General features: G+C 58.3%; 23 protein-coding genes, 1 tRNA gene and 2 pseudogenes. 8 read left to right on the top strand and 18 right to left on the bottom strand.

The window, feature by feature from the left end:
• Positions 1–46: 46 nt before the first annotated feature.
• The 6 genes from B2344_RS01220 to htpX form a co-directional block, all read right to left on the bottom strand.
• Positions 47–1,939, bottom strand: a complete 1,893-nt coding sequence (locus B2344_RS01220) for a polysaccharide biosynthesis protein (RefSeq protein ID WP_290484502.1) — start codon at positions 1,937–1,939, stop codon at positions 47–49.
• Positions 1,936–3,684 carry a heparinase II/III family protein gene (locus B2344_RS01215; RefSeq protein WP_290484501.1) on the bottom strand — a complete coding sequence of 583 codons (1,749 nt, stop codon included), beginning with the start codon at positions 3,682–3,684 and terminating at the stop codon, positions 1,936–1,938. The genes B2344_RS01220 and B2344_RS01215 overlap by 4 nt, the downstream gene beginning before the upstream one ends.
• Before the next feature lie 3 nt (positions 3,685–3,687).
• Entirely contained in the window at positions 3,688–4,356 is a 669-nt protein-coding gene (gene rpe, locus B2344_RS01210; protein ID WP_290484500.1) for a ribulose-phosphate 3-epimerase, read from the bottom strand.
• A 69-nt stretch (positions 4,357–4,425) separates the two neighbouring features.
• Positions 4,426–4,911 (bottom strand): glycine zipper 2TM domain-containing protein, encoded by a 486-nt coding sequence (locus tag B2344_RS01205; RefSeq protein WP_290484499.1) that lies wholly within the window; start codon positions 4,909–4,911, stop codon positions 4,426–4,428.
• A gap of 129 nt (positions 4,912–5,040) precedes the next feature.
• Positions 5,041–6,309 (bottom strand): RsmB/NOP family class I SAM-dependent RNA methyltransferase, encoded by a 1,269-nt coding sequence (locus B2344_RS01200; protein WP_290484498.1) that lies wholly within the window; start codon positions 6,307–6,309, stop codon positions 5,041–5,043.
• Between the two features lie 16 nt (positions 6,310–6,325).
• Positions 6,326–7,222, bottom strand: coding sequence for a zinc metalloprotease HtpX (gene htpX, locus B2344_RS01195; RefSeq protein WP_290484497.1), 897 nt, complete (start codon positions 7,220–7,222; stop codon positions 6,326–6,328).
• An 89-nt stretch (positions 7,223–7,311) separates the two neighbouring features.
• Between htpX and B2344_RS01190 the strand changes: the two genes are divergently transcribed.
• The gene (locus B2344_RS01190) at positions 7,312–7,527 is read left to right on the top strand and encodes a DUF1674 domain-containing protein (RefSeq protein WP_206991524.1); all 216 of its coding nucleotides are present in this window, start codon (positions 7,312–7,314) and stop codon (positions 7,525–7,527) included.
• Between the two features lie 11 nt (positions 7,528–7,538).
• On the opposite strand, the gene B2344_RS01185 is transcribed toward B2344_RS01190, so the two are convergent.
• The gene (locus B2344_RS01185; protein WP_290484496.1) at positions 7,539–8,723 is read right to left on the bottom strand and encodes an acyl-CoA dehydrogenase family protein; all 1,185 of its coding nucleotides are present in this window, start codon (positions 8,721–8,723) and stop codon (positions 7,539–7,541) included.
• A gap of 97 nt (positions 8,724–8,820) precedes the next feature.
• Entirely contained in the window at positions 8,821–10,692 is a 1,872-nt protein-coding gene (locus tag B2344_RS01180; protein ID WP_290484495.1) for a DUF885 domain-containing protein, read from the bottom strand.
• Between the two features lie 104 nt (positions 10,693–10,796).
• Between B2344_RS01180 and hemC the strand changes: the two genes are divergently transcribed.
• From hemC to B2344_RS01150, 6 genes and pseudogenes are all read left to right on the top strand, one after another.
• Entirely contained in the window at positions 10,797–11,780 is a 984-nt protein-coding gene (hemC, locus tag B2344_RS01175) for a hydroxymethylbilane synthase (protein ID WP_290484494.1), read from the top strand.
• Positions 11,774–12,502, top strand: a complete 729-nt coding sequence (locus B2344_RS01170) for a uroporphyrinogen-III synthase (protein ID WP_290484493.1) — start codon at positions 11,774–11,776, stop codon at positions 12,500–12,502. The genes hemC and B2344_RS01170 overlap by 7 nt, the downstream gene beginning before the upstream one ends.
• A 59-nt stretch (positions 12,503–12,561) precedes the next feature.
• Positions 12,562–13,785, top strand: a complete 1,224-nt coding sequence (locus B2344_RS01165; protein WP_290484492.1) for a COG4223 family protein — start codon at positions 12,562–12,564, stop codon at positions 13,783–13,785.
• A gap of 6 nt (positions 13,786–13,791) precedes the next feature.
• The gene (locus B2344_RS01160; RefSeq protein WP_290484491.1) at positions 13,792–15,228 is read left to right on the top strand and encodes a heme biosynthesis protein HemY; all 1,437 of its coding nucleotides are present in this window, start codon (positions 13,792–13,794) and stop codon (positions 15,226–15,228) included.
• Positions 15,229–15,321: 93 nt separating this feature from the next.
• Positions 15,322–15,397: transfer RNA gene (locus B2344_RS01155), tRNA-Thr, on the top strand.
• Between the two features lie 59 nt (positions 15,398–15,456).
• Positions 15,457–15,735, top strand: a pseudogene (locus B2344_RS01150) (integrase core domain-containing protein); the annotation flags it as partial.
• A gap of 105 nt (positions 15,736–15,840) precedes the next feature.
• Here the strand turns inward: B2344_RS01150 and B2344_RS01145 are convergent.
• The 5 genes and pseudogenes from B2344_RS01145 to B2344_RS01130 form a co-directional block, all read right to left on the bottom strand.
• Complete coding sequence (locus B2344_RS01145) at positions 15,841–15,984, bottom strand: hypothetical protein (protein WP_290484490.1); 144 nt, start codon at positions 15,982–15,984, stop codon at positions 15,841–15,843.
• Between the two features lie 63 nt (positions 15,985–16,047).
• Complete coding sequence (locus tag B2344_RS01140; RefSeq protein WP_290484489.1) at positions 16,048–17,604, bottom strand: Fic family protein; 1,557 nt, start codon at positions 17,602–17,604, stop codon at positions 16,048–16,050.
• A 183-nt stretch (positions 17,605–17,787) separates the two neighbouring features.
• Positions 17,788–18,438 carry a tyrosine-type recombinase/integrase gene (locus B2344_RS01135; protein WP_290484488.1) on the bottom strand — a complete coding sequence of 217 codons (651 nt, stop codon included), beginning with the start codon at positions 18,436–18,438 and terminating at the stop codon, positions 17,788–17,790.
• 305 nt (positions 18,439–18,743) lie between these two features.
• Positions 18,744–19,025 (bottom strand): annotated as a pseudogene (locus tag B2344_RS15980) (Arm DNA-binding domain-containing protein); the annotation flags it as partial.
• Between the two features lie 339 nt (positions 19,026–19,364).
• Complete coding sequence (locus tag B2344_RS01130) at positions 19,365–19,952, bottom strand: hypothetical protein (RefSeq protein WP_290484487.1); 588 nt, start codon at positions 19,950–19,952, stop codon at positions 19,365–19,367.
• On the opposite strand from B2344_RS01130, the gene B2344_RS01125 reads away from it, so the two are divergent.
• Entirely contained in the window at positions 19,951–20,094 is a 144-nt protein-coding gene (locus B2344_RS01125) for a hypothetical protein (protein WP_290484486.1), read from the top strand. The two genes, B2344_RS01130 and B2344_RS01125, sit on opposite strands and share 2 nt — an antisense overlap.
• Here B2344_RS01125 and B2344_RS01120 read toward each other — a convergent pair.
• From B2344_RS01120 to B2344_RS01100, 5 genes are all read right to left on the bottom strand, one after another.
• Positions 20,078–20,218: a hypothetical protein gene (locus tag B2344_RS01120; RefSeq protein ID WP_290484485.1), complete on the bottom strand. Its 141-nt coding sequence runs from the start codon at positions 20,216–20,218 to the stop codon at positions 20,078–20,080. The two genes, B2344_RS01125 and B2344_RS01120, sit on opposite strands and share 17 nt — an antisense overlap.
• Positions 20,219–20,475: 257 nt before the next feature.
• Positions 20,476–21,474, bottom strand: coding sequence for an IS1595 family transposase (locus B2344_RS01115; RefSeq protein ID WP_290484484.1), 999 nt, complete (start codon positions 21,472–21,474; stop codon positions 20,476–20,478).
• A 144-nt stretch (positions 21,475–21,618) separates the two neighbouring features.
• Positions 21,619–23,088, bottom strand: coding sequence for a UdgX family uracil-DNA binding protein (locus B2344_RS01110; protein ID WP_290484483.1), 1,470 nt, complete (start codon positions 23,086–23,088; stop codon positions 21,619–21,621).
• On the bottom strand, positions 23,085–24,335 hold the full coding sequence (locus B2344_RS01105; RefSeq protein WP_290483764.1) for a putative DNA modification/repair radical SAM protein: 1,251 nt from the start codon (positions 24,333–24,335) through the stop codon (positions 23,085–23,087). The genes B2344_RS01110 and B2344_RS01105 overlap by 4 nt, the downstream gene beginning before the upstream one ends.
• Before the next feature lie 107 nt (positions 24,336–24,442).
• The gene (locus B2344_RS01100) at positions 24,443–26,758 is read right to left on the bottom strand and encodes an EAL domain-containing protein (protein WP_290484482.1); all 2,316 of its coding nucleotides are present in this window, start codon (positions 26,756–26,758) and stop codon (positions 24,443–24,445) included.
• Positions 26,759–26,934 lie beyond the last annotated feature (176 nt).

Raw genomic sequence — 26,934 nt, 5'->3', positions numbered from 1 at the left:
AGGCTGAATGCTTGTGCCGCGGGGCGTATCATGACCGCGGCGTGGGTCAAGCGCTCCAGCGTCGCGCCTTTTCGGCTCGCTCGCTGGCATATTCCGGAACGAGAACGCCCAACAGTCGAAGGGCTTCAGAGCGTTCGCGCCGGGATGCCGCCTCGATCAGCTCCCCGAGCCGCTTTTCAAAAAGCTCGGAAGGCGCATGCAGGTTTTCGAGCTGCCAGATGCCGTCCACTTTGGTGGAGACTACGGCTTCATGCTCATAGGTCAGCACCTCATGCATCTTTTCGCCATCGCGCAGGCCGGTCGTGGTGATCTTGATGTCGACACCCGGAACCAGGCCCTTCATGCGGATCATGGTTTCGGCCAATTGCAGGATCGGCATGGGTTCGCCCATATCCAGAACGTAGAGGCCGGTTTCTGATGTGCGATCCTGAAGTGCGGCCGACTGAAGGACGAGCGAAGAGGCTTCCTCGACGGTCATGAAGTATCGGGTCACGCCGGGATCAGTCAGAGTGACAGGGCCGCCCGCCGCGATCTGGCGCTCGAACAAGGGAACCACTGATCCTGATGAGCCAAGTACATTTCCGAAGCGAACAATAGACGCGGCCATGCCGGTTTGCGCTGCAACCCGAGATACGGCCATCTCGGCCAGGCGTTTGGTGGCGCCCATGACATTGTCCGGATCGACCGCTTTGTCCGTGGAGATAAAGACAAAGCTCTTCGCGCCGACTGCCGCTGCGGCTTTGGCCGCGTTCACTGCGCCCGCCACATTGGTCAGAATGGCTTCGCAAATGTTACGTTCCATCAAGGGAACATGCTTCAGCGCCGCCGCGTGGATGACGACATCCGGCTTTGCGCGCGTGAACACGTCGCGGACACGGTTCATATCGCGAACATCGCCCAGTCGGGCCGTGCGCCGGTTGGGAGGCAGGATGCCCGCCAATTCCATGTCGATTGAGTAGAGATTGAATTCTGAGGCATCGAACACGGTAATAGAGGCAGGCTCGAGCCGCGCGACTTGGCGTGTAAGCTCCGAGCCAATCGTTCCGCCACCACCTGACACCAGGACATTCGCATTGCTCAGAAGAGCGCGGACCGGCTCGATGCAGAGATGACGTTCCGGGCGCGACAGCAAGTCGGACGGGCGAACGGGCTCCAGCACTTGTGCCGTTTCATCCCGATTCAGCGCCATGATTTCGGCGCCATGATTAGAAGCGGTCTCAAGTACCCGGATCGTCGTCTCGCGTTTACGTGCAGCGCCCGTCACAGCCACCCATGGCGTTTGTTTATAGCGCACCGTCAACACTTCAATCAGGTCGCCCAATTCGTCGAGAGAGCCGAGAATTGGAATGCCGCGAATGGCGCGGCCCGGCTCGGTTGCCTCCACGTCGACCAGTCCGAGCAGGCGAATCTTGCTGCTTTGGGCCGATGACTGGATGCGGCGAATGACCTGAACACAGCTCTGCGAATCACCAACGAGAAGAACCGGCTGACCGTTCTTGGCGACCGGGCTGAAGATTTGAAACGGCTCGTGTGTCGTGCGGGAGAGAGCGAACATGCGTCCGGCGAACAGGCCAAGCGTCCACAAGATGAGCGCAACGCTCAATGTGGCGAAGGGCGTGGCCAGCAACCCGTTCAACATGAGCATGACCGGCAAGTAGATCAGGGCTGCAAGACAAACCCCCTGGAAAATCCGCACCGCATCCGGCCAGCCCATATGACGCCAGACCTGCTTCTGGATGCCAAGCACGAGGAAAGATAGTGCGACGGCTGCAGCGAAGAAGGCGGTGCTGATGGCGATCGAATTGAAGGGCAAGTCAGCGCGGGGCGCCTCGGACGACCAGACCAGTAATCCGGAAAACGCCATGGCAATGATCGCGATGCTGATGTCGAACCCGAGGGTCAGCGTCATGGCGCGTCGAGCGGCCTGTTTTGGCGTCATGCGGATCTTTCCTTCAGAAATGCCCAGCGAATACAATTCGGCGGCTGTTGTCCGTCCCCGTTAGGATCTGCAAAACCAGCCATAACGATTTGCTCGGGTCTTTCAACCACGCCGCGCGCAAGATAAACTGTACGTTCAAGGCGCGCACCTTCATGGCTTGTCTTGAACTTCCAGACCGTACCATCATCGCACACCAAACGAATGGCATCTCGGCCCATGATCGCTGTGACCGTTGGATGTAGGTGAAAGCGAATTTCAAAGCCAATGAACTTCCGGTCATCCGACGGTGGCTGGGAGACTGGCCTCACAAGGGAGTCCTCGCCCGTCAATCGCTGGCCATCGCCCGACATGAAAAGGCGGCGACGGTGCAGCAATCCACACGGTGCCTTGTATCCGCCATGCTGCGCATCCAGCCATATCTCGTCGCCCTCTTCCAAACGCTTGGCCGAAATACCTTCCGGTCCATGGGCAGAAAGTAGACGTGATTCGTCATTCAGTGAGAATGTAGATGAGTCCCGACCCGCCAGGATCAGTGTGGAGTGGGCTCCCGTGCGCCGCACGGCGGCTTGCCAGTCCACATTCACCTCGGCGCTATAACCGCAAGACGTAACAAGACGGCTTGGTCCGTCCGAGAGCTCGAATCCAAGCGCGCCTGCATGGGCAAAATCGCTGAAGGGGCGCTCGGGCGCTTCGCCACAATCGAGGATCAGCCGAAGGTTATTTTTTTCAAGCTTCTGAAAGCCGGATTTGGGCGCGAAAGTGAACCGGCGGGGTGGAGAGGACAAATGGGCGAGCGCCGCCTCGACAACTTCCGGTCTCTCCTCGTCGCTATCATTGAACGGGCTGAGCGCGCCGTCGCCGGCTCGAAAAAAAGCGACCATTGCGCCCATCCGTGAAACCCACTTCTCAAAGAAGTCCGGTTCCGGATGCCCAGCGCGTCGGAACAGGTCCCGAAGCGTCAGAAGATGCACAAGAGCGCGCAGGTTTCGCGACGGGCTGCGGCTTACATGCCCACCATCGGGAAGGATTTGCGCCGTGCATTCTGCGTCCAGTCTTGCGAGGGCGGTCTCCAGGCTCATTGCGCGGTCTATGCACAATGCGCCTGCAACGATTGTGACCGCACCGTACCAGCGCGCTTTGGGATCGGTTGCCGCGTCGATTTGATCAGAAAGATAGCGGATTTGCCGAACCAGGCATTCCGACCGGGTTCGTTGGGCATCTGCGGAGCCTGATTCGAAAAGAGCCGCGCCGCACAACATCCAGTTCCAACACCTCACGCTGGTAGGCGCCAGCCTCCAGGAGAAACCATTGAAGCTTCCATGGGATTCGATCCAGTCGTCGACAAAGCGTCTGGCACGTTCTGCCCCAAGGTCGCCCTGATCAAACAGGTCAGGCAGCCATGAAAACCGATGCAGCCGATCGGCGAAGTGTTTGGAGGGAAGGGGACTCGACCATGGGGGTTGGCCCGGCGCGAGGGTCAGACGCTCCATGCCGATGCGCCATATGTCCTGCATCAGCGCTTCGCCGCGCCGGTCATCCGTCGGCACAATGGGAGTCAGATGATGGGAAAACGCATCTGGAATTGGCCCAGACAGCTTCAGGCGCTGCAGGACACCGACTTTGGCATCATCGCCACAAGCTCCACGAAACCTGCGCCAGAGAGCGGCGTCATCTGCGCCGGTTCTCGTGCGGTCAGCAAGGATTTCGCTATCTCCGCCTCCCACGTCCACCGTCCATTCCGTCAAGAACTATACTTTTAGATTTGGTCTGAGCGACCTGATATTGTCAGCATAGGCTGACCCGCCGCCCTTGAAAACGGCTGATCCGGCGACAATCGCATTTACACCTGCAGCGATGGCTTTTGGGGCAGTCTCCGAATTGAGGCCGCCATCAATCTCCAGAATGATGTCCCGGCCCGTCGAATCGATCATCTGGCGCAGCTGTTCGACCTTGCGCAACTGGCTGTCGATAAAGGTCTGACCGCCGAAACCGGGATTGACTGACATCACCAGGATCAGGTCGATATCGTCCAGTATGGGCTCCATGATGCTGGCGGGTGTGCCCGGATTTAAGGCAATTCCCGGCTTCATGCCGGCAGCGCGAATCGCCTGAATCGTGCGATGAATATGTGGTCCGGCTTCCGGATGAACCGTGAGGATGTTTGCGCCAGCCTTCGCAAAGGCAGCAATGAACGGGTCCACGGGGGCGATCATCAGGTGCACATCGAACGGCTTATCCGTGCATTTGCGGAGCTTTTCGATCACCGGAGGGCCAAAGGTCAGGTTTGGCACGAAATGCCCATCCATGACGTCGATATGGATCATGTCTGCGCCAGCATGGTCTATGGCGGCAATCTCTTCACCAAGGCGAGAGAAATCTGCAGAGAGAATCGAGGGGGAAATCAACACGTCGCGCATGCGCAATCCCTAAGCTGGAACAGCCGGCCACACAAGGTGGCCGGCTGTCCGAAAGTGTAGAGATCGGGCCTAGTAGCCGCCGGCCGGAACCAGTTTCCAACCATCAGCCCCGGCAATGATATCGACTGGTGTACCTGGCGCGATATAGACATCCGCGCCCTGAATGATTTCCTTCACGTCACCCGTCGAGAAACGGACAATGTAGGCATAACCCTGTTGCTTGCCGACGGCCTTGCCAGCTGCGTTACCGGCGATGCCGCCGATGACGGCGCCACCAATGGCTCCCGCAGTCTGGGCCTTGTCGCCGCCACCTAGCTCGGAGCCTGCCAGACCGCCCAACACGGCGCCTGTTGCGGTACCAATCAGGGACCGGTCCGATTGGATCGTTACGGCGCGCACCGAAGTCACTGTACCGGTATAAACGGTAGAAGCCTGACCGACCGCACCTGGCGTGGCTGTCCCAGCGCCATAATTGCTTGCACATCCGGTGAGTGCCAAAGCGAGGGCAGCAAATGCGCCCGCAGCAACTTTCCGGGGAGAAAATTCGGTAATCATGTTGAGTGCTCCCTGCACATTAGATGGGTTATCATTGCACAATTCGCCCTGAATGGCAGATGAACTCTGCGAGACCTTTTTGTGGCAAGTCTGTTTACCGCTTGAAAACCATGCGCGGATTGAAATCGATCAAGTCCGCTGCAGGCGCGCAATGTAGAAGGCATCATGCCCCGCGCCGTCTTGCGGCAGGGTCAGCAGATCGCCCTCCGGCGTCAGGCAATGCTCGAAACCGGGAATTTCTGCTTCGGATACAGGCTGACGTGAATAAAGCCCCGCCGTAATCGCCTGATCGACGATATTGCGTCCTTCGGAGTCAAGCGGGGTGCAGACGCAATAGACGACGATGCCGCCCGACGTGACCATGTCGGCGGCGGCTGTCAGGAGGCGCGTCTGCGCTGCCGGGAAGCGATCAATTTCTTCCTCTCGCTTGATCCATGCGCCCTCTGGATGACGTCTCAAGGTGCCAAATGCGGAGCAAGGGGCATCCAGTAGCAATCTGTTCACCGGAATCTCCGGGCGCCATTCATCGGCATTGGCCGCAACGATGTCTGCAGACAAGCCCGTTCGCGCAAGGTTTTCCCTGAGGCGCTCCAATCTCGGCTTGGACCGATCGACGGCAGTCACTTTCGCACCGGTGGCCGCCAGTTGAAGTGTCTTGCCGCCTGGCGCCGCGCACAAATCCACGACCTGATCGGTCCTGGTCACATTGAGCAGTTTTGCGGGTAGGGCAGCGGCGGCGTCCTGAACCCACCAGCCGCCTGCTTCAAACCCGGGCAGGGCCTCGACATTCGCGCTGTTCAGCCGGACAGAACCGGTCGGCAATAGGTCGCCACCGGTTGCACTAGCAACATCGCGTGGGTCGGTCCTTGCAGACAGGAAGATAGGCGGCTCGTCCAATTGGTGCGTGGCAAGTTGTTCCGCGCCATCGGCGCCAAGATCATTCGTGAACCGGCTGGCCAGCCAATCCGGCCAGATCAGGCGCGCGGGCATTGCATCAAGGTCAGGCGGTGTGTCGGCTGCGCGCCGTAACACGGCGTTCAGAAAACTTCCGCCCGAACGCGCATCCGGCCAGCCCTTGGCCGCTTCAACCGTCTCCGACACAGCGGCATGAGGTGGTGTTTCCAGCCGCCAAAGCTGCACTACGCCAACGCGCAATAGGGCGCGAATGGCAGGGCTGGTGGCGTTGAGTGGTCGCGACAGCAGGGGTGAGAGACCCGCATCGATGCGGCCAAGTTCGCGCAGGGCGGCGCTCGCCATCAGTCGGGCAAAGCCCCGATCTGGCCCTTCCAGCCCGTTGAAGTTGTCAGATTTGAGCATCGCCTCGTCCAGCGTGCGGCGGCTGTCCAGCGCCAGCATGAGCAATTCGGCTGCGGCGCGCCGTGCCAGGGCGCCGCTCATGAGTCTGGCGCCATGATCAGCCCCACGGTCCGGCCCGGCGACGCGGTGCATCCGCAGTCTCGGAGCTGACGCCCATCTCGGCTGCCATGCGGCGCAATGCCTCGATCCGGTTCGCGGTTGCCGGATGGGTTGAGAACAGATTGTCGGCGCCGCGTCCATTGAGGGGATTGGCGATGTACATGTGCGCCATGGCGGGGTTACGCTCGGCCGCCATGTTGACCGAGGCGCGGGCACCGCGTTCGATCTTCTGAAGCGCGGAGGCCAGCCAGAGCGGATTGCCGCAAATCTCTGCGCCTCGCTTGTCGGCCTCGTATTCCCGTGATCGGCTGATGGCCATCTGCACAAGGGCGGCCGCCATCGGCGCGAAGATCATGATTGCGAGAGAGCCGATGAGGCCTGCCCGCTCGCGGCCAAAGAACAGCGCGAAATTTGCCAACATGCCGATCGCACCCGCAATTGTTGCGGTAACGGTCATGGTCAGCGTGTCGCGGTTTTGCACATGCGCGAGTTCGTGCGCCATGACGCCTGCGACTTCCTCGCGGGTCAGCGAGCCGAGTAGGCCAGACGTCGCGGCGACGGCGGCGTTTTCGGGATTGCGCCCGGTCGCAAAGGCGTTCGGTTGCGGTGTTTCAATAATGTAGACGCGCGGCGCAGGCAGGCCAGCGCGTTCTGCCATGCGGGCCACATCACCCGCAAATGTGCGCAGCATGGGGGAGGAGGTCTCCGGCGTGACCTCTTTGGCACCCTGCATGCGCAGGACAATCTTGTCGGCATTCCACCATGAAAATACGTTCATGCCAGCGGCAGCGACAAAGGCGATTGCCATGCCGAGAACACCGCCGATCAGATAGCCGACCGCCATGAACAGCGCGGTTAGCGCAGCCAGTAACATGAAGGTTTTTGCGGTACCCATGGGTGACACGTCTCCAGTGGTTTCAGTCGGGGGATGTTTAAATTCCCCAGAAACCTATATGGGGATTGTTAACGAAATGGGGAGTGCAGATGAGCACACCGGACTTTCCTGATGCGGCCGAAATTGCGCGTCGCGAGACCCTGACACCAGAGGCGCGTCGCGCGCTGGAAGAAGCAGATGCGCGTCGAATCGAGATGGCTGAGGACGTCTCTAAGCTGCCGGAGAACGAGCGTGGCGGCCCTCGCAAGATCGAGCCGACCCGGTATGGCGATTGGGAACGCAAGGGTATTGCCTACGACTTCTGAGCAGACCGGCCTTAGAGGCCCAGCACCTTTTTTGCGATGATGTTGCGCTGGATCTCGTTGGTGCCGCCATAAATCGATTGGGCGCGCCCTCCGAAATATGTCGCGACGTCGGGCGCGGCATGGGCTGGCAAGCTTGGGGGCAGATCTCCGCTCTTGCCGAAGGGCTGTCCGAAATGGCCGACGGCATCCAGCATCAGTTCGGTAATCTGCTGGTGGGTCGTGGTTGCCAGGATTTTGACTGTGGATGCGGCATCGCCCGGTGATCCGCCTGCGGAGAGCGCGGAGAGGATGCGGAAGACGGTCATCTCCAGGCCATCGACGGCCATCTCCGCCTCTGTCAGCTTTTGCGCAAAGCCCGGATCATCGATCAGGCGGTAATTGCCGCTCTCGGGCAAGGAGCGAGCGATCTCGCGCACATGGCGCAACATGGCCCGTTTGCCGCCGATGCGAGCATAGGAGGTGCGCTCAAACCCGAGCAGGTATTGCGAATAGGTCCAGCCCTTGCCCTCTTCGCCGATGCGATACTCTTCCGGCACGGTGACATTGTCGAAGAAAACTTCGTTCAGCACATGCTTGCCATCAATCGTGATGATCGGCTTCACCGTCACGCCGGGCGCATCAATGGGGCAACAGATGAAGGTAATCCCTTCCTGCTTCTTGCCGTCATTCGAGGTGCGCGTCAGCAGGAAAATCCAGTCGGCATGCTGGGCGGCCGAGGTCCAGATCTTGTGACCGTTCAGCGTATAATTGCCCTCTTTCAGCTCTGCACTGAACTGGAGTGATGCGAGGTCCGATCCTGACCCCGGCTCGGAATAACCCTGTGCCCAGCCGACCGAGCCGTCGCGGATGCCAGGAAGCCATTTTTCCTTCTGAGCGTCCGACCCGAATGTGTAGAGTACAGGCCCGACATAGACGACGCCCATGGGCGTTACGGTTGGTACGCCAGCGCGCTCCAATTCTTCATCAAAGACGTATTGTTCCTCGACGGACCAGCCGGGGCCTCCATACTCTTCGGGCCATGCCGAGGCGAGCGAGCCTTTCGCGCCAAGCGCCATTTCCGACTTTCGGACCTCTGCTGTTGTCAGCGCCTGACCTGCGCGGTTTTTCTCAAGAATGTCCTTCGGAAAGTCCGTTTCAAAGAAGGTGCGGACGGTCTGCCGAAAGGTTTCAGTTTCCGGGCTGAAATCGAGGTTCATGGCATTTTCTCCCTTCCTGAAAAGCGTAGGGCAGGGCCTGCCTCAAGCAAGCCCTGCCCTCGCGTCGCCCGGAAGGGCGCTCAGCTCGCAGACTGGATCAGGCCGCTTTTACTTCCTCGATCCACTGATCGATGCGGCGTTCGAGGATTTCCAGCGGCAGAGCGCCGCCGCCCAGAACCGTGTCGTGGAAGGCGCGGATGTCGAACTTGTCGCCAAGCTCGTCTTCAGCCTTCTTGCGCAGCTGCTGGATCTTCATCATGCCGATCTTGTAGCTGGTCGCCTGACCCGGCATCACGATATAACGCTGGATCTCGGAGCGCGCCTGCATCTCGGTGATGGCCGTATTGTTCAGGAAGTATTGAACGGCCTCTTCCTCGGTCCAGCCCTTGGAGTGGATACCGGTGTCGACAACAAGACGGATTGCCCGCCAGATTTCGGAGCCGAGGCGACCGAAATTGGAATACGGATCTTCATAAGTATCCGGGAATTCCGTGGCCAGCCATTCGGAATACAGCGCCCAGCCTTCGATGTAAGCGGTGAAGCCGGCCTGGGTGCGGAACTGCGGCACGCCTTCCAGCTCCTGAGCAATCGAGATCTGCATGTGGTGACCCGGAATGCCTTCATGGTACGCGATCACTTCCAGTTCGCGTTTCGGCATCGCGGTCATGTCGGACAGGTGAGCGTAATAGGTGCCTGAGCGCGATCCATCCGGCGTTCCCGGATAGTAGTGCTGGGCAGCTCCGTCCTGTTCGCGGAACGGCTCAACGCGCTTCACGACAAGGTCGGCCTTTGGAAGGATGCCGAAAAATTCCGGCAGGTTCGCCTTGATGTTTTCGATGTCGCGGGTCGCGTCGTCAATATAGGCCTGACGTCCCTCATCCGTATTCGGATAGTAGAAACGTTCATCATCCTTGGAATCGCGCAGCATGGTGAAGAATTCCTGCAGCGTGCCTTCAAAACCGACTTCCTTCTTGATGGCTTCCATCTCTTCGTGGATGCGGGCGACTTCTTCCAGACCGATCTCGTGGATTTCGTTGGCTGTCAGGTCGGTCGTGGTCTGTGTAGCCAACAGGTGGTTGTAGTATGCCTTGCCATTTGGTTGGGTGTCGGCGCCGACCGGGCTGTCCGGATCCGGCGAATTGGCCATGTCTTCTTCCGCGAAAGCGATGATGGCCTCGTACGCGGGCTGGAAGTTATCGACCAGCGCGATGCGGGCCTGTTCCAGTTTGGCGTCAGCCTCTTCCTCGGTCAGTTCACCGGCTTCTGAAAGTTTCGCGATCTCGGATTTGACGTCGGCGTAGAGCGCGCTGTCTTCGCCTTCGGTGAACGGCGCACCTGTGATGACCTTCTTCGACTGGTCGATCACGCCTTCATAGGCAAATTTCGGGGCATGGACGCCGCGCGAAGCAGATTCCTTCGCGATCAGGATCGCCTCATTCATGGCGCGACCGGTCTCGCTGATCCGATTGACGAGGGCATCGAAGTCCTCGACCGATTCCACATTGTGGAAATTTATCAGGAAGGTGGGCATGAAGCCCTGTGGGCCGTTCATCTGGTCGAAGATATAGCCATTATAGAGATATTCTTCACCGGCGACTTCCTGCTCGGTCTGGTACTTCCAGATATCATAGGAGATACGGTCTGCTGGTGAGAGCGCATCATAGTCGAACTCGTTTTCCATCTCTTCGGTGGCTGCAACGCGCCAAGCCAGCTGTTCTTCGTGGCACTCAAGGGTGAAGCAGTCGATCTGGTCATTCTTGTCCTTGCGACCCAGGAAAGTCAGGCCAATCGGGCTGAATTGCAGTTCTTCTTCGTATTTCGCGTCAAACCACGCATTCAGGCGTTCGCCATTGGCTGCCATTTCTTCTGCCGTCACAGATGGCTTTTCAGGTTCGGCGGCGGGGGTGGGCTGGCCACAGGCGGTCAGCGCAAGCGCAAGGGCAATCGCGGTGGCGGTTTGCTTGATCATGAGAGACTCCGGAAAATTTTTCTCGAATAACGATAAGACTTGGTATTCCTTTCCGCGGCGCTGTGTCAATTGGCAAGTCCGCTTGAGGGCGTTAGGGGAGGGGGATGACTGATCCACGTATTTCTCCCGACGACACGTCCCGCCGCGACCAGCGTGTGCTGCGCATTGGCACGCGCGGCTCGCCGCTCGCGCTCGTGCAGGCCCGGCAGGTGGCGGCGGCGCTGGAAATTCACTCCGGCGGAGCATGGCGTGGCGAAATCGTTACCTTCACGACATCCGGAGACCAGCTGACAACTGAGCGTCTGATTGATGCGGGCGGCAAGGGTCTGTTTACACGCGAACTCGATGCGGCGCTCGACCGGGGAGAGGTGGACGTGACCGTGCACAGTCTGAAAGACGTACCGTCGGTCTTGCCTGAGGGGCAGCATTTTGTGGCGTTCCCGGATCGGGAAGACCCGCGCGAAGGTTTTCTGTCGCCACATGCAACCAGTTTGAACGAATTGAAACAGGGTGCACGTGTGGGCACCGCCTCCCTACGAAGGGAATCGCAGACTTTGGCGCTGCGCCCCGACGTCGAGATCGTGACGTTCCGCGGCAATGTCGCGACCCGTATGCGCAAGCTGGAAGAGGGCTTGGCCGATGCCACCTATCTCGCAATGGCCGGTCTGACCCGCCTCGGCATGGCGCATTTGGCGCACCCGATCCCGCTGGATGACATGCTGCCAGCCGCTGGGCAGGGGATCGTCGGCGTTGTGGCGCGCGAAAGTCTGGCTGAGGATGCTGCAGAGGCGTTCGGGAAGATGAACCACGCTCCGACCGAGGCCGCTGCCCATATCGAACGGGCTTTTCTTGCAGCACTCGACGGCAGTTGCCGCACGCCGATTGCGGCGCACACGTTTGACAAGGGCGACACCTGGTTTGTGAAGGGCGAAGTTCTGTCGCTGGACGGCAAGCAGACTTGGTCTGCCAGCGGATCGTGTGCCAAGGCGTCCGCATTGCAGCAGATGACGGATCTGGGGGCCAGGCTTGCCGCTGACATCCGCGATGCGGCGGGCGGTGAACTGCCAGCCTTCGGCAGTGCATGGTAAAGCCACCGGTCATCGTGACGCGTGCGGAGCCTGGAGCCTCCGAGACCGTGACACGGCTGATGGATATGGATTTTCATGCCATTCGGTCTCCCATGCTCGAGTTGAAAGCGCTCGAAGCGCCGTTGGTGGACTTGTCGGGCATCTACAATCTGGTCTTCACGAGCGCGAATGGCGTTCGGTTCTTCGTGGAAGCTGTCGGAGGTATCACGGAGCACGTCGCTGATCTGACTACGTGGTGTGTAGGGCCCGCGACGGCGGATGCGGCTGAAACAGCAGGGTTCCAGAGAATTGTACGGGGAGATGGAAATTCTGATGAACTCGCCCGCTTGATCCTGTCTTCGGAATGCACAGAAGACGGTTTTCTTCATATTGCGAATTCGGCGGCAGCCGGAAACCTGGTCGCGCAACTGTCCGCTGCCAAATGCGATGCCCGATTTCTGGCGCTCTATGAGACGGTTCCAGCATCAGCCCTGCCTGCGGATGCGGTTCAGGCACTCCGCTCCGGTTCAGGTGCGGTTGTTCTGGTTCATTCAGCCAAGGCTGCGCATGTTTTTGCGGCTCTTTCTGAAAGCATACCAATGGAGACCAATATCTGCGTCGCAATTTCGGAGGCTGCCGCAGCCCCGTTAAAGTCTTCGCAGGCGCGGGCCCTTATATCTGCTGTCAGGCCCAATGAGGACGCGCTCATGGAGGCTTTGTTGCTGGCTTGCAAAGAGCTTTGATCGCTGCCGAACTATATGCGATTGTGGCCCGAACTCCCGTCTGAAGGGAAATGTGATTGATGACCGAAGATTCGACACCGGAAGATGACCATATCGGCTCATCTGAGCCGATTGATGCTGATTTCGAACCTGCCCCTGAAGAAGGCGCGCGGGGACGCGGTGGCGTTTCTGCGGGGCCAGGCTGGCTGGGTGCACTCGTTTTGTCCCTGTTTGCGGCCGGTCTTGGCGGTATTCTCGGCATGGCCGGTTCACGATATCTGGCAAACAATCCGACCAATCCCGGTAGGGTGGATTCGCGCCTGACCGACATGGAGTCAGGTCAGGAAGAAGTATCCATCCGTCTGGCCCGGACGATCCGCGAGCAGGACGGATTGAGTGCGAGCATCTCTGCCCTCGCAACCGAGGTCGAAGCGCTGGCCCAGCGCGAAACCGGGTCAGCCGCTACGATAGATACAAGCGCGCTTGATGAGCTTCAGCAGCGCGTCGTTGCGCTCGAGTCTATCGACACGACAGGTGAGGTCAGTCCGGAAGATGTCTCCCGCGCTGTTGCCAGCCTTGAATCTCGGATGGACAGGCTCGCCCGATCAGTTGAGCAATTGGAAGCGGCACCGAGCGGCGTCCAGATCGAACGGGTGATCGAGGTTGAAACCAAACTTGCCGAACTGCGCGACGATTTGAATGAAGCCAAGCTCTCGAACAGCCGCGACGCCGAACAGATGGCGGGATTGATTGCGGGCATGCGTCAGGATGAGGCCGCTGCGCGCGGGGCAGCCGAAGCAGCGTCCCAAACGGCCGACATGGCCCGTGCGGTGTCCGCAATAGAGGCTGCCTCTCGGAAAGGCGGAGGTTTTGCGCCGGAACTGCGCATGCTCAGGTCGCAATTACCGGATGATTCTTCAGTTCGACAGCTGGCGTCCATATCCGCGGACGGGGCGCCGACGGTTGCAGAGCTCCAGGCTTCTTTTGATGTCGCGCGACTGAAAGCAGAAGCGGCCATTCCGGACACGTCGGAAGAGGGACTGTCCTGGCTCAACCGCGCTTTCGGGGACGCTGTCAGTGTGCGGCGGCTGGACGGCGAGGACAGCGAACCGGATGCCATTCTTGCCAAGGCCAGTGAAGCGCTGGCAGTCGGCGACCTCGGAGAGACGGTAGAAATGATAAGCCGACTTGAAGGCGAGCCCGCCGGAGCCATGGCCGACTGGACCGCGCAGGCAAACCGGCGCATCACTTTGGAAGCGGCGCTGGAAGCCTTGCAACAACGCCTCCTTGAAGGGAAACAATAGGCCCCCATGAATCGGATTGTCCTGTTTGTCGTAATCTTGCTGCTGTTTGCAGTAGCGGCTTCGTTCGCCTGGTGGGCACTGTCACTGCCGGGTGCGGTGACTGTTCCGTATGGCGAGCAGGAGATCTCGATCCAGTCGGGTCTGGCCGCATTTCTCATGCTGTTGCTCGGCGGCGTGATCGCCTTTGCCTGGTGGATCCTGAGCGGCCTGTTCATCCTGCCTGGAAAGATTGGAAAGTCCCGCCAGGTATCGCGTACGCGCAAGGCCAATTCCGCGCTGACAGAAGGCCTGCTTGCTGCCGAAGCGGGCGATGCCAATACCGCGCTGAAACTGGCTCGCAAGGCCGGGAAGCATGCGGACGATGAACGATTGCAATTGTTGCTCGAAGCCCGCGCCGCCGAAGCCAATGACGACTGGGCTGGCGCTGAGCGGGCTTGGGGCCAGTTGACACGGCTGCCGGGCGGGCAGCTGGCGGGCTTGCGCGGATCAGCATCGGCTGCGGCTGAGCGCGGTGACCAGCAGACGGCGGAGTCCCGGGCGCGAGAGGCGCTGGGCATCAAATCCTCGGCCGATTGGCCGTTCAACTCGCTTTTCGATTTGCAGGTCGCGCGAGGTGAGTGGACCAGGGCGCTGGAAACGCTCTCAATTGGTGAGAAGCGCGGACTCATCAAGGGCGATAGTTTACGCCGTCGCCGGGCCGTATTGCACACGGCGCGAGCCGCTGGCTTGCCGCATGACCGCAAATTGGAAGCCCAGAAAGAACTCGCCGAGGCCATGCGATCTGCCCCGGCATTTTCGCCTGCGGCTTGGCATGGCGCACGCCAGCTGATGACCGATAGCAAGGCAAAATCAGCGCAAGGCGTGCTGGAAACGGGCTGGAAGGCGCGGCCACATCCGGCGCTAGCACAATTGTCTCGTCGCCTTGTTCCACAGGACACGCCAGAGAATATTTCAGCGCGCCTCAGGGCCCTGATCAATACAAACCCCACTCATCGCGAAAGCCGTATCCTGGAGGCCGAACTGGCTATGGATTTGGCCGACTGGACAGGTGCGATCAAGGCGCTTGCCTTGCTGGTCGAAGAGAATCCGACGGCACGGCTTTGCTTGCTGATGGAGCGCGCCCTGAAAGGCTATGGTGATACGTCTGAAGCCGAACGCTGGGGCCGCATGGCCGTTTCCGCGTCGCGCGAGCCGGACTGGTCGGATCTGGATCCGAAAGGCATGGCGTTCGACTTCTCGCAGCGTAATTGGAGTCGGCTCGTCTACACGTTTGGCGATGTCGGAGACCTTGTCCATCCACGTTATGAATCCTTCGGACGCGAGCTTGAAGCCGGCCGGGTCATGGCGCTGCCGTCTCCGGATGAAGAGGATGATCTCGCCACTGCCACTGCGCCGAGCGACCCCCGCATGCCGCCGCTGGATTATGTCACGGATGACGACTAGGCTTGGCGACTGCAGCTGCCGGGCCGCCCCGCACAAAAGCATCTTGCGAAAATGGGCCTCTGTCGGTATGACGCGGGGCTCATAAGTGGGTATGCCGCTATAGCTCAGCTGGTAGAGCATCGCATTCGTAATGCGGGGGTCAGGTGTTCAAGTCACCTTAGCGGCACCATTTTTATCCAATAATAACATCTATTTAAGCAAGCGTTACGAGTGATCGTGCGATCACTTATCTCGCGCGACCTGGATCTGTGGGCATACGCAAACGGCGTCACCCTGGACTTCTCACGGCCTGGAAAGCCCACAGACAATGCGTTTATCGAGGCGTTCAATGGTCGATTAAGGGCGGAGTGCCTGTCTGCAAACTGGTTCATGAGCCTGCCAGATGCCCGCGAAAAGCTGGAGTGTTGGCGTGGAAACTACAATACGGTAAGACCTCATAGCGCGATCGGAAACAAACCCCCGGCCGCGCTGATCAATCACGCAGGCGTCACCAGTCCGCCATCGTGAAAAGGCCGGAAAACTCTAACCGGCAATGGTCCAGAATTGGGTCTCAGAGCAAATCGAGTCAACGCATATGAAGATTTGACCGAACCATTGGCGCGATGTCTCGGTCTATTGGGGCGATTTGGAGACGATACCGCTGATTCCCACATCTAGCGATTCAAGCAGTTCTACCAGCACCAGCTCTGCGAGCCGGGAAAACCGGGCTTCGTCGGCAAGTGACAGCGCGAGATTCGGAATGGCCGACTCCATCATTACTAGAATCTTGGCAAAGCACAATTGATGCCAAAAGGGCCGTCGAGGCACTTTTTGACGGGATCAATCGTATGCGGCTGCAGAATAGTCCGCGAATGCGACTTGTACGATCTCTTCCAGTTCGGTGACTTCCGCATCGGTCAGCTTGGCGAAAGCGCGGGTCCGTCTCGCCTTGGACAGATGGCCGTTGTTCTGCCGAACGAACATGATGAAGTCCTTGGCCAGACGGTCCGGCATTTCGACACGGTTCATGATATTGCGCTCAGCGTCATCATGGGCGCGAAGATAGGCGATTTCCTTTGGGAGGTCGGTCTCGATGGTTCGCTGGACGCAGGCATACAAGAACTCTGCTGCTTCTGTTGCGTCGAAGTAGCGATAGAGATCGCCCGTGTCATTGAGCACTTCGACATTGCGCTCAGGCGTGGCGCGCCAGTCGATAAATGGCATCAGCGGAGCGGTGTGGGCTTGCAGTGTTGCCCTGTATTCGTCGATCCGGTCGAGCATGACGCTGGAGACCGGAAACACCATGCCCGCAGGGGCAAATTTCCGTTCGGCCAGAACATGATGGATCAGGCAGCGGTGCAGGCGTCCGTTTCCGTCCTCGAGCGGGTGAATATAGACAAAGCCGAACGCAAGGACGGCCGCTTGAATGACTGCATCGACCTTCGTTATGCGCAACCGATTGTTGCAAGTATTCCAGGCAAGCATCATGTCCGGCAGATCGACCGGCCTTGCACCAATGAATTCGGGCAGTGGATCCTGATTGTGGTCGCGTTCACCCAGAAACACACCGGCAGTCCGATAACCGACCGAGGTGAAGCGGTCATCTCCCAGAAGAATTCTGTGTAGCCGATAGATCTCCGTCTGGTTCATTGGGCGTCTACCGGCCTCCTTAATGGCGTTGGCCCAGCGTTCAAGACGGCTGCGCGGGGGACGTTCGCCCTCGATTGCAAAACTCGCCTGACTGTCTGCCAGAAGCATGAAGCTGGCGGCTCGGGAAATCAGATGCGCGCCGGTCTGGCCTACGGTTTCCTGCGCTGCGTGTGCAAGGTCTCTGGCAATGAAGCCTTGCAGAGCCTCGGTTCTGCGCACGATCGGGCAGAAACCCTTGCTGCCCAGCAGATTGTCCCTGACGCGGTGGCGCTGCGAAAGATGCGGACGATCAAGGGTAATATAGTCACTGGGATCAAGCGCATCGACCGCCGCGATGCTTGCCGCGTCGGGGATATCCAGTTTCTGGCCCGTGAACTCTTCGTAGAAGAACCAGAGCCTGCGGGCGAATACGCCTGTTGGTGCGCTTGCAATATAGGCTTCAAGGGGTTGCGGGCCGAGGGCATCGAATGCGCGCTTCAGAATCAGAAGGTCGAATGTTTCGTTGCGGAGCGCGAAGACTATGTGGGCGATTGGATCCTTGCCCGGATTGTATCTCTTGTCGAACAGCCGCCAGGGTCCTTCGCGCCGCTGACTTCCGCTGATATGACCAAATGAGACACAGGCGGGAGCGCGCACAGGTGCCTCAAGCCCGAGACCGTGCACGAGGGCGGCCCATCCGATCAGGTTGGAGTTTTCCGGGAGCATTTCGTCCTGGAAGCTGGCGGGAGAGTCTGAAGGGAAGGCCATGCGTCGAAAAACTCTTATTGGTGTCGAAATATAATTGGATTTTTGCAGTATCGTCGAAAAAGAACAATTACTCGATAACGTCGAAAACTGCAATCAATCGTCGAAGATGGCATCAAGAGAGATCAATTCGTCGAGAAAGCATGCTAACTGTGCGTACTTGAGCCCATCAGTCCATGGGCCAACTCATCCTGTCGAAACACCCAATGCGGCTGCGACCATGTCCGATACATCATTGGCCGCTTGTCTTGCTGCGATGCCGGTCAGGTGTGCGTAGCGCTGAGTGGTCGATGTATTCTTGTGGCCGAGCAGGGCGCCGATGATGGGGAGTGACAGCCCGTTGGCTGCACCGAAGCTGGCAAAGCTGTGCCGCAGGTCGTGCATGCGAAAATCTTCCAGATCGGCAGCCTCGCGCACCTCGCGCCAGATCTTGGGGAGGCCCTGATAGGGGCCCGTGCCTTTTGCATCCGGAAAAACCCAGGTTTCATGAGCGCGCGGCGCTTCAGACAGGAGTTTTTGAACCGCGCCTGAGATGGGTCGAATAGATTTGCCGGATTTCGTGGCATCCAGCCGAAGGAAGCCGCGCTCGAAATCAATCTCGGACCATTTCAATTCCATGATTTCGCCGCGTCGCGCACCGGTGAGGGACAAAAGACGAATGATGCGGAGGGCACTTGCCGCCTCGCCGCGCGCCTCGGCCTGAGTGAGATATCGCTCGCGCTGCACACCGAGGGGAATGCGGACACCGTGGCAGGGGTTCTTTTCCAGGAGTTCGAGATCCAGGGCATAGGCGAAGACGCTCTTGAGCATCGCGATCGTGCGACGCGCGGTGCCCATACCGCCTTTGACTTCCTGGATACCCGAGATTTCGCTTTCTGCTTCTTGGCTGTGGCGCCAGACGCGATTCCGTCACGCAGACGAACAATGTCGTGCTTCTTGACCTCGGTAACCGGCATCTTCCCGAGAATGGGGTTCACGTGGACCCGCAACAGCCGGATGTCGTCATTGTATCGTTGCGGCTTGCGGGGCGCACCTGTTCGGCGATTGAAAGGCGCAGCTTCCTTTCCCCAAAGTTCAATGAGGCCCCAAAGTTCAATGAGGGCTGACACTTTCATGATCCCGAGTTCGTCCCGCCTGCGTTCCGCTTCGGGATCAAGTCCGATACGGGCCTCAGACCGGAAGTCCTTCGCCTTGCTTCGTGCCGCTTCACACCGAAGGTCAGTCGTCTTGCCAAGCGAAACCATGCGCTCGCGCGCCAGACGCCCCTGGCCGATACGATATCGGATAATGAAGGACTTGACGCCTGTTGGCATCACCCGGAGGCCGAACGCGGCGATCTCGGTGTCCCAGATGATAAAGCGCTTGTCTTCTGGTTCGACTGAATCGATAAAAATCTGAGTGAGCTTGTGTTTTCGTGACGACATTTTCCGGCTCATATCTCCCATATTTTCATCTGCATACGGCTGTTTTGTGCTCGCACCATGTCCGCACAGGTGGCGCTTTTGTGCGCAAATGTAGTCAAACGAGCGCAGACATGAATATCTTGCAGCACTTTGTTTTCGTTGTAAAATATCATACTTCCGCAGAGGTCCGCAAGCTTGCTCATGGGAATAAAAGCCTAATTATATCGTTGACAAAGCAGCCCCGAATGTGATTCTTTAGTCCTATGGACAGGCCGGAACTCACAATTGAGATTGAGGTGACCTCTCAGATGATCGAGGCGGGCGCTCGCCTTTTTTCTGGAAAGTATGCTGAAACAGAGGTCAGGCTTTTTGACCTTGAGGAGCTGGTGGCCGACCTATATCGCGTAATGGTCGCAGCTCGGACTTTAGGCCCTGAAGATGTTGATGCGTTGCTAGATTCACTCGCTCGGCTCGAATACAGTCCTTTCGAAGGATATCTTCCGTTATGATCTCTTCGGCATGCCCTCTATTACCGTCATGGAAGTAGAGGTGCATACTCAGCTCCCCTTCCTTATCTGTCTTAGAAAACATCGCATGGCAGTATATATTTCGGCGTTTGACCAGGTACTTTACTTCTGAAATCAGGCTGTCGAAGAAGCGACATTCTTTGTCGTCTGTAGGGATTGTTCGGGCAGCCTTGTCCAGCATGTCCAAACGCCTACTGAAGTCGGTATTAACACCAAGAATGTGTCGGCATGCGGAGTCATCTAGTTTTGTGATACTGGAAAACAGAAATGGTAGGCTTAGTTCGATGGCGGCGAACTGGGCAATGAACGTGGATAATTGGATTGCGATTCCAGTTTCACTTTCCATCACACTGACCGACCGATGCTGTTTTTCAGAAATGTGAAAGTCAGACGGTCGCTTGAATCTATCAGGAGTTTTCATGACTGATCCCAAAGACAAAGATTTCAACGAAACCCTCAAGCGGATGATGGACGCAAAGCCAAAGCCGCATGAGGAGATGAAGAAGGGGCGCGAGCCGAAGCCCGCGCCCTCGAAGTCACCACGCTCTAAGAGCGCTTCTTGATGGTCTCCACCACGGTTTTGCTGGGGCGGCGTTTCGCCTGCGCAATCGTGATGAACTGACCTGACGTGGCGTCGCGGCCAATCTTGAAAGTGCCCTTCTTGGGCGGGTTTCTCTTAATAGCCATGTCAATGGCTCCTCTATTAACCGAGGGGCCGTTGACTGCATCCCACCTTTGCGATTCAATGGAATCGCTTCACTAAAGCGAGTGTCGGCGCGGCCCCTCCAGTGGGTTAGCCGATTGGTGATTCGAGTTGTTGGACCGGCTCGAATCACCGCAATCACCTGATGATTCAACCAGTATTTGGGTTCTGAGTCGAATCCCTTGTTTTCATTTGGTTTTTGCTTCGTTCGCGGAGTGTTCTCACGCGTCGGACGTGCTGCTTATGCGAAACCGGCTTCACCAGTCCGCCGATAGGTCAGGCGCTTGCCTGCAACCATTTTGAGAAGTGCGTTGTGGCGATCCTCATCAGTAAAGCCAAGCTTGGTGCGTCGGTTATAACGGAAGTCAAACTCAGTCAGGTAGCGTTGCAGGTGGGCTTCCCCGCAATGCTGGTACACGCCGATCATGCCGCGCTTGAAGATGGAGAACACATTCTCGATTGAGTTTGAGTTCACGTCGCCACGGGCATACTCGCCAGCGGAGTGATTGGTAGTCTGGTGACGGGCAAACTCTTGGCCTGTCGTCGTGTAGAGGCGAGATTCATCGGTGTGCAGGCGCGACTTGCGGTCTGCATTCTTCACGAGGATCTCACGAACGGTTTTCTTGGTGGCCACGTTCACATGAAAGGTGCGGGTCTGGCCGCCGCGCTCAATAAGGCCAACGATAACGCGCTTCTGTGCGCCGCCTGATTTGCCGGACTTGGTGTAAGGCGTTCTGCGGTTAGGCGACTTGTAAGGCACGTCACGCTTTCCGTGGTACATTTCGTCGGCTTCGATCACCTTGCCTTTGCCACCCAGAGGGCCGGACGTGCCGTCCTCTTTCATTGCCTCACGGATGCGATGGAACATGAACCAAGCCGTCTTGTAGGTAACGCCAATCGTGCGGTGCAGTTGATGGGCAGACATGCCTTTCTTGGAGGAGGTCAGCAGGTAGGTTGCCAGCAACCACTTATGAAGCGGAACCTTGGAGCGCTCGAATACGGTGCCAACCGTTACCGTGAATTGCTTGCGGCAGGCATTGCACTGGTAGAGGCCCTTGCGCTCCTTGCCTTCAGGGTGCGCGGCAGACGGACGAGAACGAGCGCCCTTGATGGCCGTGACGTGCTTATCCCCCACGCATCCGCAGTGCGGGCAGACCGCGCCATCAGGCCAGCGCTGGGCCTCAAGGTGCTCGCGGGCTGCGTCGGCGTTTTGAAAGATTGGGTTGGTGAGGTTCGTCATGTCGTTCTCCGTTGAGAACAATATGCTTTTTGGTCACTGCTTTGTCAAGTATATAATTAGGAATAAAAGCCTATTCGCAATGCGGGGGGTCAGGTGTTCAAGTCACCTTAACGGCACCATTTTCTTTCCGACAATCCATTGCCTTCAGGCGCTTGTCCGATGCGCAGTCCCCTCCAGAAACGCGCGCGCTGTTGATAGATCCTGCGCGAAACGCTGGCATTCGGTTCGGGCACGGTCCGGGTCTGGCAAGCGAAGCAGATAGGCCGGATGGACCGTGACCAGCACGGATGCCGCGCCGGGCTGAGGCAAGATCTTGCCGCGCATATTCGACACCTTGACCGAGTGGCCCAGCACGCCGCGCGCCGCGCTTGCCCCCAGCGCAATGATCAGGTCCGGCTGAACATGCCGGCGTTCCAGGTCGAGCCACCAGCGGCAGGTGTCGATCTCTCCCGCATTGGGTCTTTGATGCATGCGCCGTTTGCCGCGCGGCTGGAATTTGAAATGCTTCACGGCATTGGTGACATATGCCTCATTCCGGTTCAGCCCGGCGTCGTTCAGCACCCGGTCCAGCAACTGTCCGGCAGGTCCAACGAAGGGGCGGCCGGAAATATCTTCCTGATCTCCAGGCTGTTCACCGACAATCATCAGTCGCGCATCGGTCGGTCCTTCGCCAGGTACTGACTGAGACGCGTCCTTGCAGAGTGGGCACCGCGTGCACGCCGATAGCGCTTTTCTTATTTCGGGCCATGTCTGATGCGCCGGGGCAGGGGCGGCCTTTCCGATCCGCTGGCGGGTCAGGACTTCGGCCAGCGGGTTCGGTGCGCGCTCGGGCTGAAGCTGCATGGATTTCGCCCTTTCTGATGCGGACGCAATCAGGTTCGGGATGAGGTCGGCTTCAGGCAGGTTCTTCCAGTATTTGCGCGGCATCTCCGAAGTCATCGCAGTCACTTTCAGGCGCGCTGGATTGAAGATCGATTTGAAATAGGTGCGCCATTGGTCCTCAACCGCGTCAGCCGGAGGCACATCGGACTTGCTTCCCCCGTCGGCGTAGCGAAGCGTTGTGCCGTCCCACGCGGCGGACATGGACGGTGTGACGATGACCCAGTCCATGTTTGGAAACCGGCGTTGGAAGAAAGGTGCGCTGAGTTCAAGTGTCCGATGAGTGGGTTCGAACCAGGCTGCAAACTCTTGCCGACCGACGCCCCCCGCATTTACCTGTCTGAACCGAACAAAGGCGTGGGTCTTGTGAACATCCCGCCGGATCGTCTTGTCGCAATCTTCCAACCATTTCACATCCGTTTCCGTGATACGGCTGAGATAGGCACCCTCCTGCTGGAGTCGCCACAGGATCCTGTAGAGCCGGATGAACCGGCTGGTGTCGGTGTGACAGACGACGCGTCTGGCGCGGTCAATAAACAGTTTCGGAACACGAGGTCTGGAAGACGAAGGCGGAGCGGGGTGCGGCTGGTAAGCGGGTGTTGCAAACAATGTTCCAGCGTCACCTGCAATGTGCCACTCGACTTCGTCCGGTTTGACGCCTTCGGCCAGTAGATGTCGGGACAATCTGCGCCAACCGTCAAAGTCTGTTGGTGACTGCAATTCGACAGTGATCATGAAAAAAGGTCCAACTGTCTTGGCCGCGAAACAAAGCGATCTCTCAAGCCAAGGGAATCGGTCAGATGGCCCGGCGACCAGTTTGCCGCTGTGATAAATGGCCGGATATTTTTCAGACTGCGTACGATCTTACCGAGGTCTGTCAGCGTCAATCGCGTATGCCGTCTCGCTTGAATGATGCGCTTGGCGGACGCCGGACCGAGCCCGGGTATCCGCAACAATTCTCCGTAGGAGGCCTTGTTGATATCCATTGGGAACACCCCTCGGTTCTTGAGTGCCCAAGCCAGTTTTGGATCGATGTCGAGATCCAGCATGCCGCCCTCGGCGACCGACGTGATTTCTGAGGTCGAGAAGCCGTAGAAGCGAAACATCCAGTCAGCCTGGTACAGGCGGTGTTCCCTGATCAGGGGCGGACGGATGGGTGGCAGGTCGGCACTGGCATCCGGCACCGGGCTGTAGGCGGAATAGTAGATGCGCTTCAGGCCATAGCCAGCATAGAGTCGCGAGGATGACTGCAAGATATCGGCATCGCTGGATGCGTCTGCTCCAACAATCATCTGGGTTGATTGCCCGCCCGGAGCAAAAGCTGGCGGCTTGGCACGCTTCAGCAGGCGGCTGGTCTTGGCATCCTTCGCATTGTCGATTTCGTGACGTATATCCGCCATCGCCTTGCGAATGGTCTGGCCGCTCTTTTCCGGGGCGTAGTGAGACAGTCCCTGTTCGGATGGAAGCTCGACATTCACCGACAGCCGGTCGGCGTAAATGCCGGCTTGGCGGATCAGTTCCGGGTCGGCCTCGGCGATGGTCTTCAAATGTATGTAGCCGAGAAAGCCATGGTCTTCCCTCAGGCTGCGGGCAACCTCCATCAATTGTTCCATCGTATAATTCGGAGATCGAATAATACCTGATGACAAGAAGAGGCCTTCGATATAATTGCGCTTGTAGAAGTCCAGAGTCAGTTTGACGATCTCGTCCACAGAAAAACGCTCTCGCTGCACGTTCGATGACGACCGGTTGATGCAGTAGCGACAGTCGAAGACACAAAAATTGGTCAGCAGCACTTTCAGAAGTGAAATACACCGCCCATCCGGCGCGTAGGAATGGCAAATTCCCATCCCTTCGGTGGATCCGATTCCGGCTGTGCCCAGTGCATTGCGTTTCCTGGACCCTGACGACGCGCAAGACGCGTCATATTTCGCAGCGTCCGCTAGAATTTCCAGTTTCTGTATGATCGTTCGACGCGCCATGATCTGTTCTCCAAGATATGGAACATATCACGAACACGCTGGGCCGCACTAATCTATGTCAGCGATTTGGTCGGAGTGCTCACCCACAACAGGTGTTACCTGGCCATTCAGGCGAGCCGGCGTTCTAAAGACGCCGAATGCTCGCGGGAGGACCGTGCAAGGCAAAATGCGATCAGTTTGTCCACTGCCATGGGGCGCCCCGTGAGGTAGCCTTGGATCGCATCGCAGCCGAGCGCCTTGAGTGCAGCATAAGTGGCTTCATCTTCGACACCTTCACATACCACCCGCATGCCCAGCGCGTGTGCAAGATCGAATGTGGATTTCAGGATCATGCGGTCACGCTGGCTGTCCCGGACATCCGAAATCATGCTCCGGTCGAGTTTCAGTTCATCGGCCGGCAGACGCTTGAGATAGGCAATTGAGGATTGCCCTGCGCCATAATCATCAATCGCCAGCTTGATTCCGGCATCGCGGAAGGCATTCGCTGAGCAGATGGCGAGTTCAGGCTGTTCCATCACAGCCGTTTCGGTGATCTCGATCGCAATCGTCGCGCCGGACTGATTGATCGTGCCAGCGAGCTGCCGACAGAAGTCGATTTCAAGCAGCGACCTGGCAGACATGTTCACGGCAATGGCGGCGTCTAGCCCCATCAGGCGCATCGTCGACTGATCTCGTATCGCCTGCTTGATCGCCCAGAGCGTCAGCTTGTCGATTGCACCGGTTTTCTCGGCGACGGTGATGAAGCTGTCCGGCGCGATCTGACCGAAGGCCGGATGGTTCCAGCGCATCAACGCTTCGACGCCGACAACTTCATTGCTTCTGGTACATATCTTGGGCTGATAGACGAGGTGGAACTCATCACGGTCCAGTCCCGCGTTCACTTCCGTCAGCAGGGCGAGCCTGAGCTGGGGATCTTCAAACTGGGCCTCTCCCCAGCGAACCAGGTCGCGTCTTGTCCGTCGGGCATGGTCCAATGACAAGGAGGCGCGGGACAACGCTGTTTCTTCATCGTCGGTCTGGCTCGCGATCATGGCGATGCCTGCCGAAAGCTCGATAGGGAGCGACTGACCGGCGACGACGATCGTGTGTTGCAGCGCCGATCGAACGTCATCGATACATTTTTCGACACTGTCCTGGTCGCCCATTCTGATCAGCGTGCCGAGGACGGATGCTCCCAAATGGTAATGCGTGAGACCTGTGCCGGTTTCGTAGAGACGTTCGGCAGCTGACCGGATCAGGGTTTTTGCGTTGGTGTAACCAATCGCGCCGCGTAGTTCGCCGAACCTCCTGATGCCGAATGTGACAACGAGTATGCTCGCCTCGGGGTCTGTTCTGTGCAGGTCCGTCAGGGCGGCCAGCATCGAGCGACGATTGGGCATGCCTGTCTCGGAATCATGTTCGGCCATATAGGTCAGATAGTTTGATTCCTGCTCGAGAAGTGCGCGCTTGTGCCTGGAGAAGGCATTCCAGATGCCTGCAGCCGAACTCCATCCCAATGCGAAGATCAAACTGGATGTGTTGATGCTGATTGGAAAGAAATTCTGTATGATGAACGGAATGACAAGAACGGAAGACATCACAAGAACATGGATGCCGAACAGCTGTCGCAGCGGCGTATGTCTTGCCACCACACTGGTTATCATGAGCAGCGCCATTCCGAGGATGAGCATTGGAAGTTTGGACGGGCTGGTCAGGGCTCGGTTTTGAACAAGGCTCTCATAGCCCAGCGCATGCACATAGACGCCCGGCATGGCAGGGGAATGCGGAGTAGAAAGCAGGTCTCCCAGTTCGAGTGCCGTGGCACCGATGACGACGCTGCGGCCAGCGATCAATTTGGGATCAAACCGATTGTGTAGGACATCGTCAAAGCTGATCGTATCTATCTGGTCTGCATCAATACCATAGTCGATCATGAATGCGCGTGTATCGCTGGGCTCCGCTCCGGCAAGAAGGCCTCCCAATGTGGGAATGTACTTTCCTTCATGGACAAAACCGCGACGATACTTGCGCAGGCGCCCGTCGCGGGAAAGCTCCACATTCACACTTGCGATGACGGCGTTCTCTGCCAGTTCACCAAACGGAGTATTTGACTGCCTGTAATCCCGCTGGAGGAAAGCCGGCAGGGCGATCCAGCCCGCATTGTCCTGGACAGCCTGAACCAGTGCCGCATCGCCCTCCGGTGACGACCGGGCGCTGAAATCCACGTCGAGGGCGATCATGCCAGCACCGGCGGCGTTCAGATTGTCCAGTGCCTGTGCGAAACGCTCGCGCGGCCATGGCCATTCGCCAGCCTTGCTGATGCTTTCAGCGTCGATCGTGACGATCGTGACCGTGCCGCTTGGCGCGAGCGACAGCGCATTCATCCGTGTAGAGGCGAGATTGTTGTCGAGGGATACTGATGCGCCGGAAAAAGAGAATACCACCAGGCTCAGGCAGCCAATCAGGCACCCGCGCATTCGCCAAAAAAGATCATAGACAGCGGAGAGTTTCGGACTTTTGGACACAGTGATTAGTCGTCGTCCCGATCGTCGTCACCATCATCGCCATCGTCACCGTCGAAATCGTCCGACCCATCTCCGTTTCCGTTACCATTGCCGTT

The organism is Hyphomonas sp. UBA3195, from assembly GCF_002366485.1.
In the GTDB taxonomy this organism is placed as follows: domain Bacteria; phylum Pseudomonadota; class Alphaproteobacteria; order Caulobacterales; family Hyphomonadaceae; genus Hyphomonas.
The sequence above is the reverse complement of the archived record's forward strand: the minus strand, read 5'-3'. Positions and strand labels throughout refer to the sequence as shown.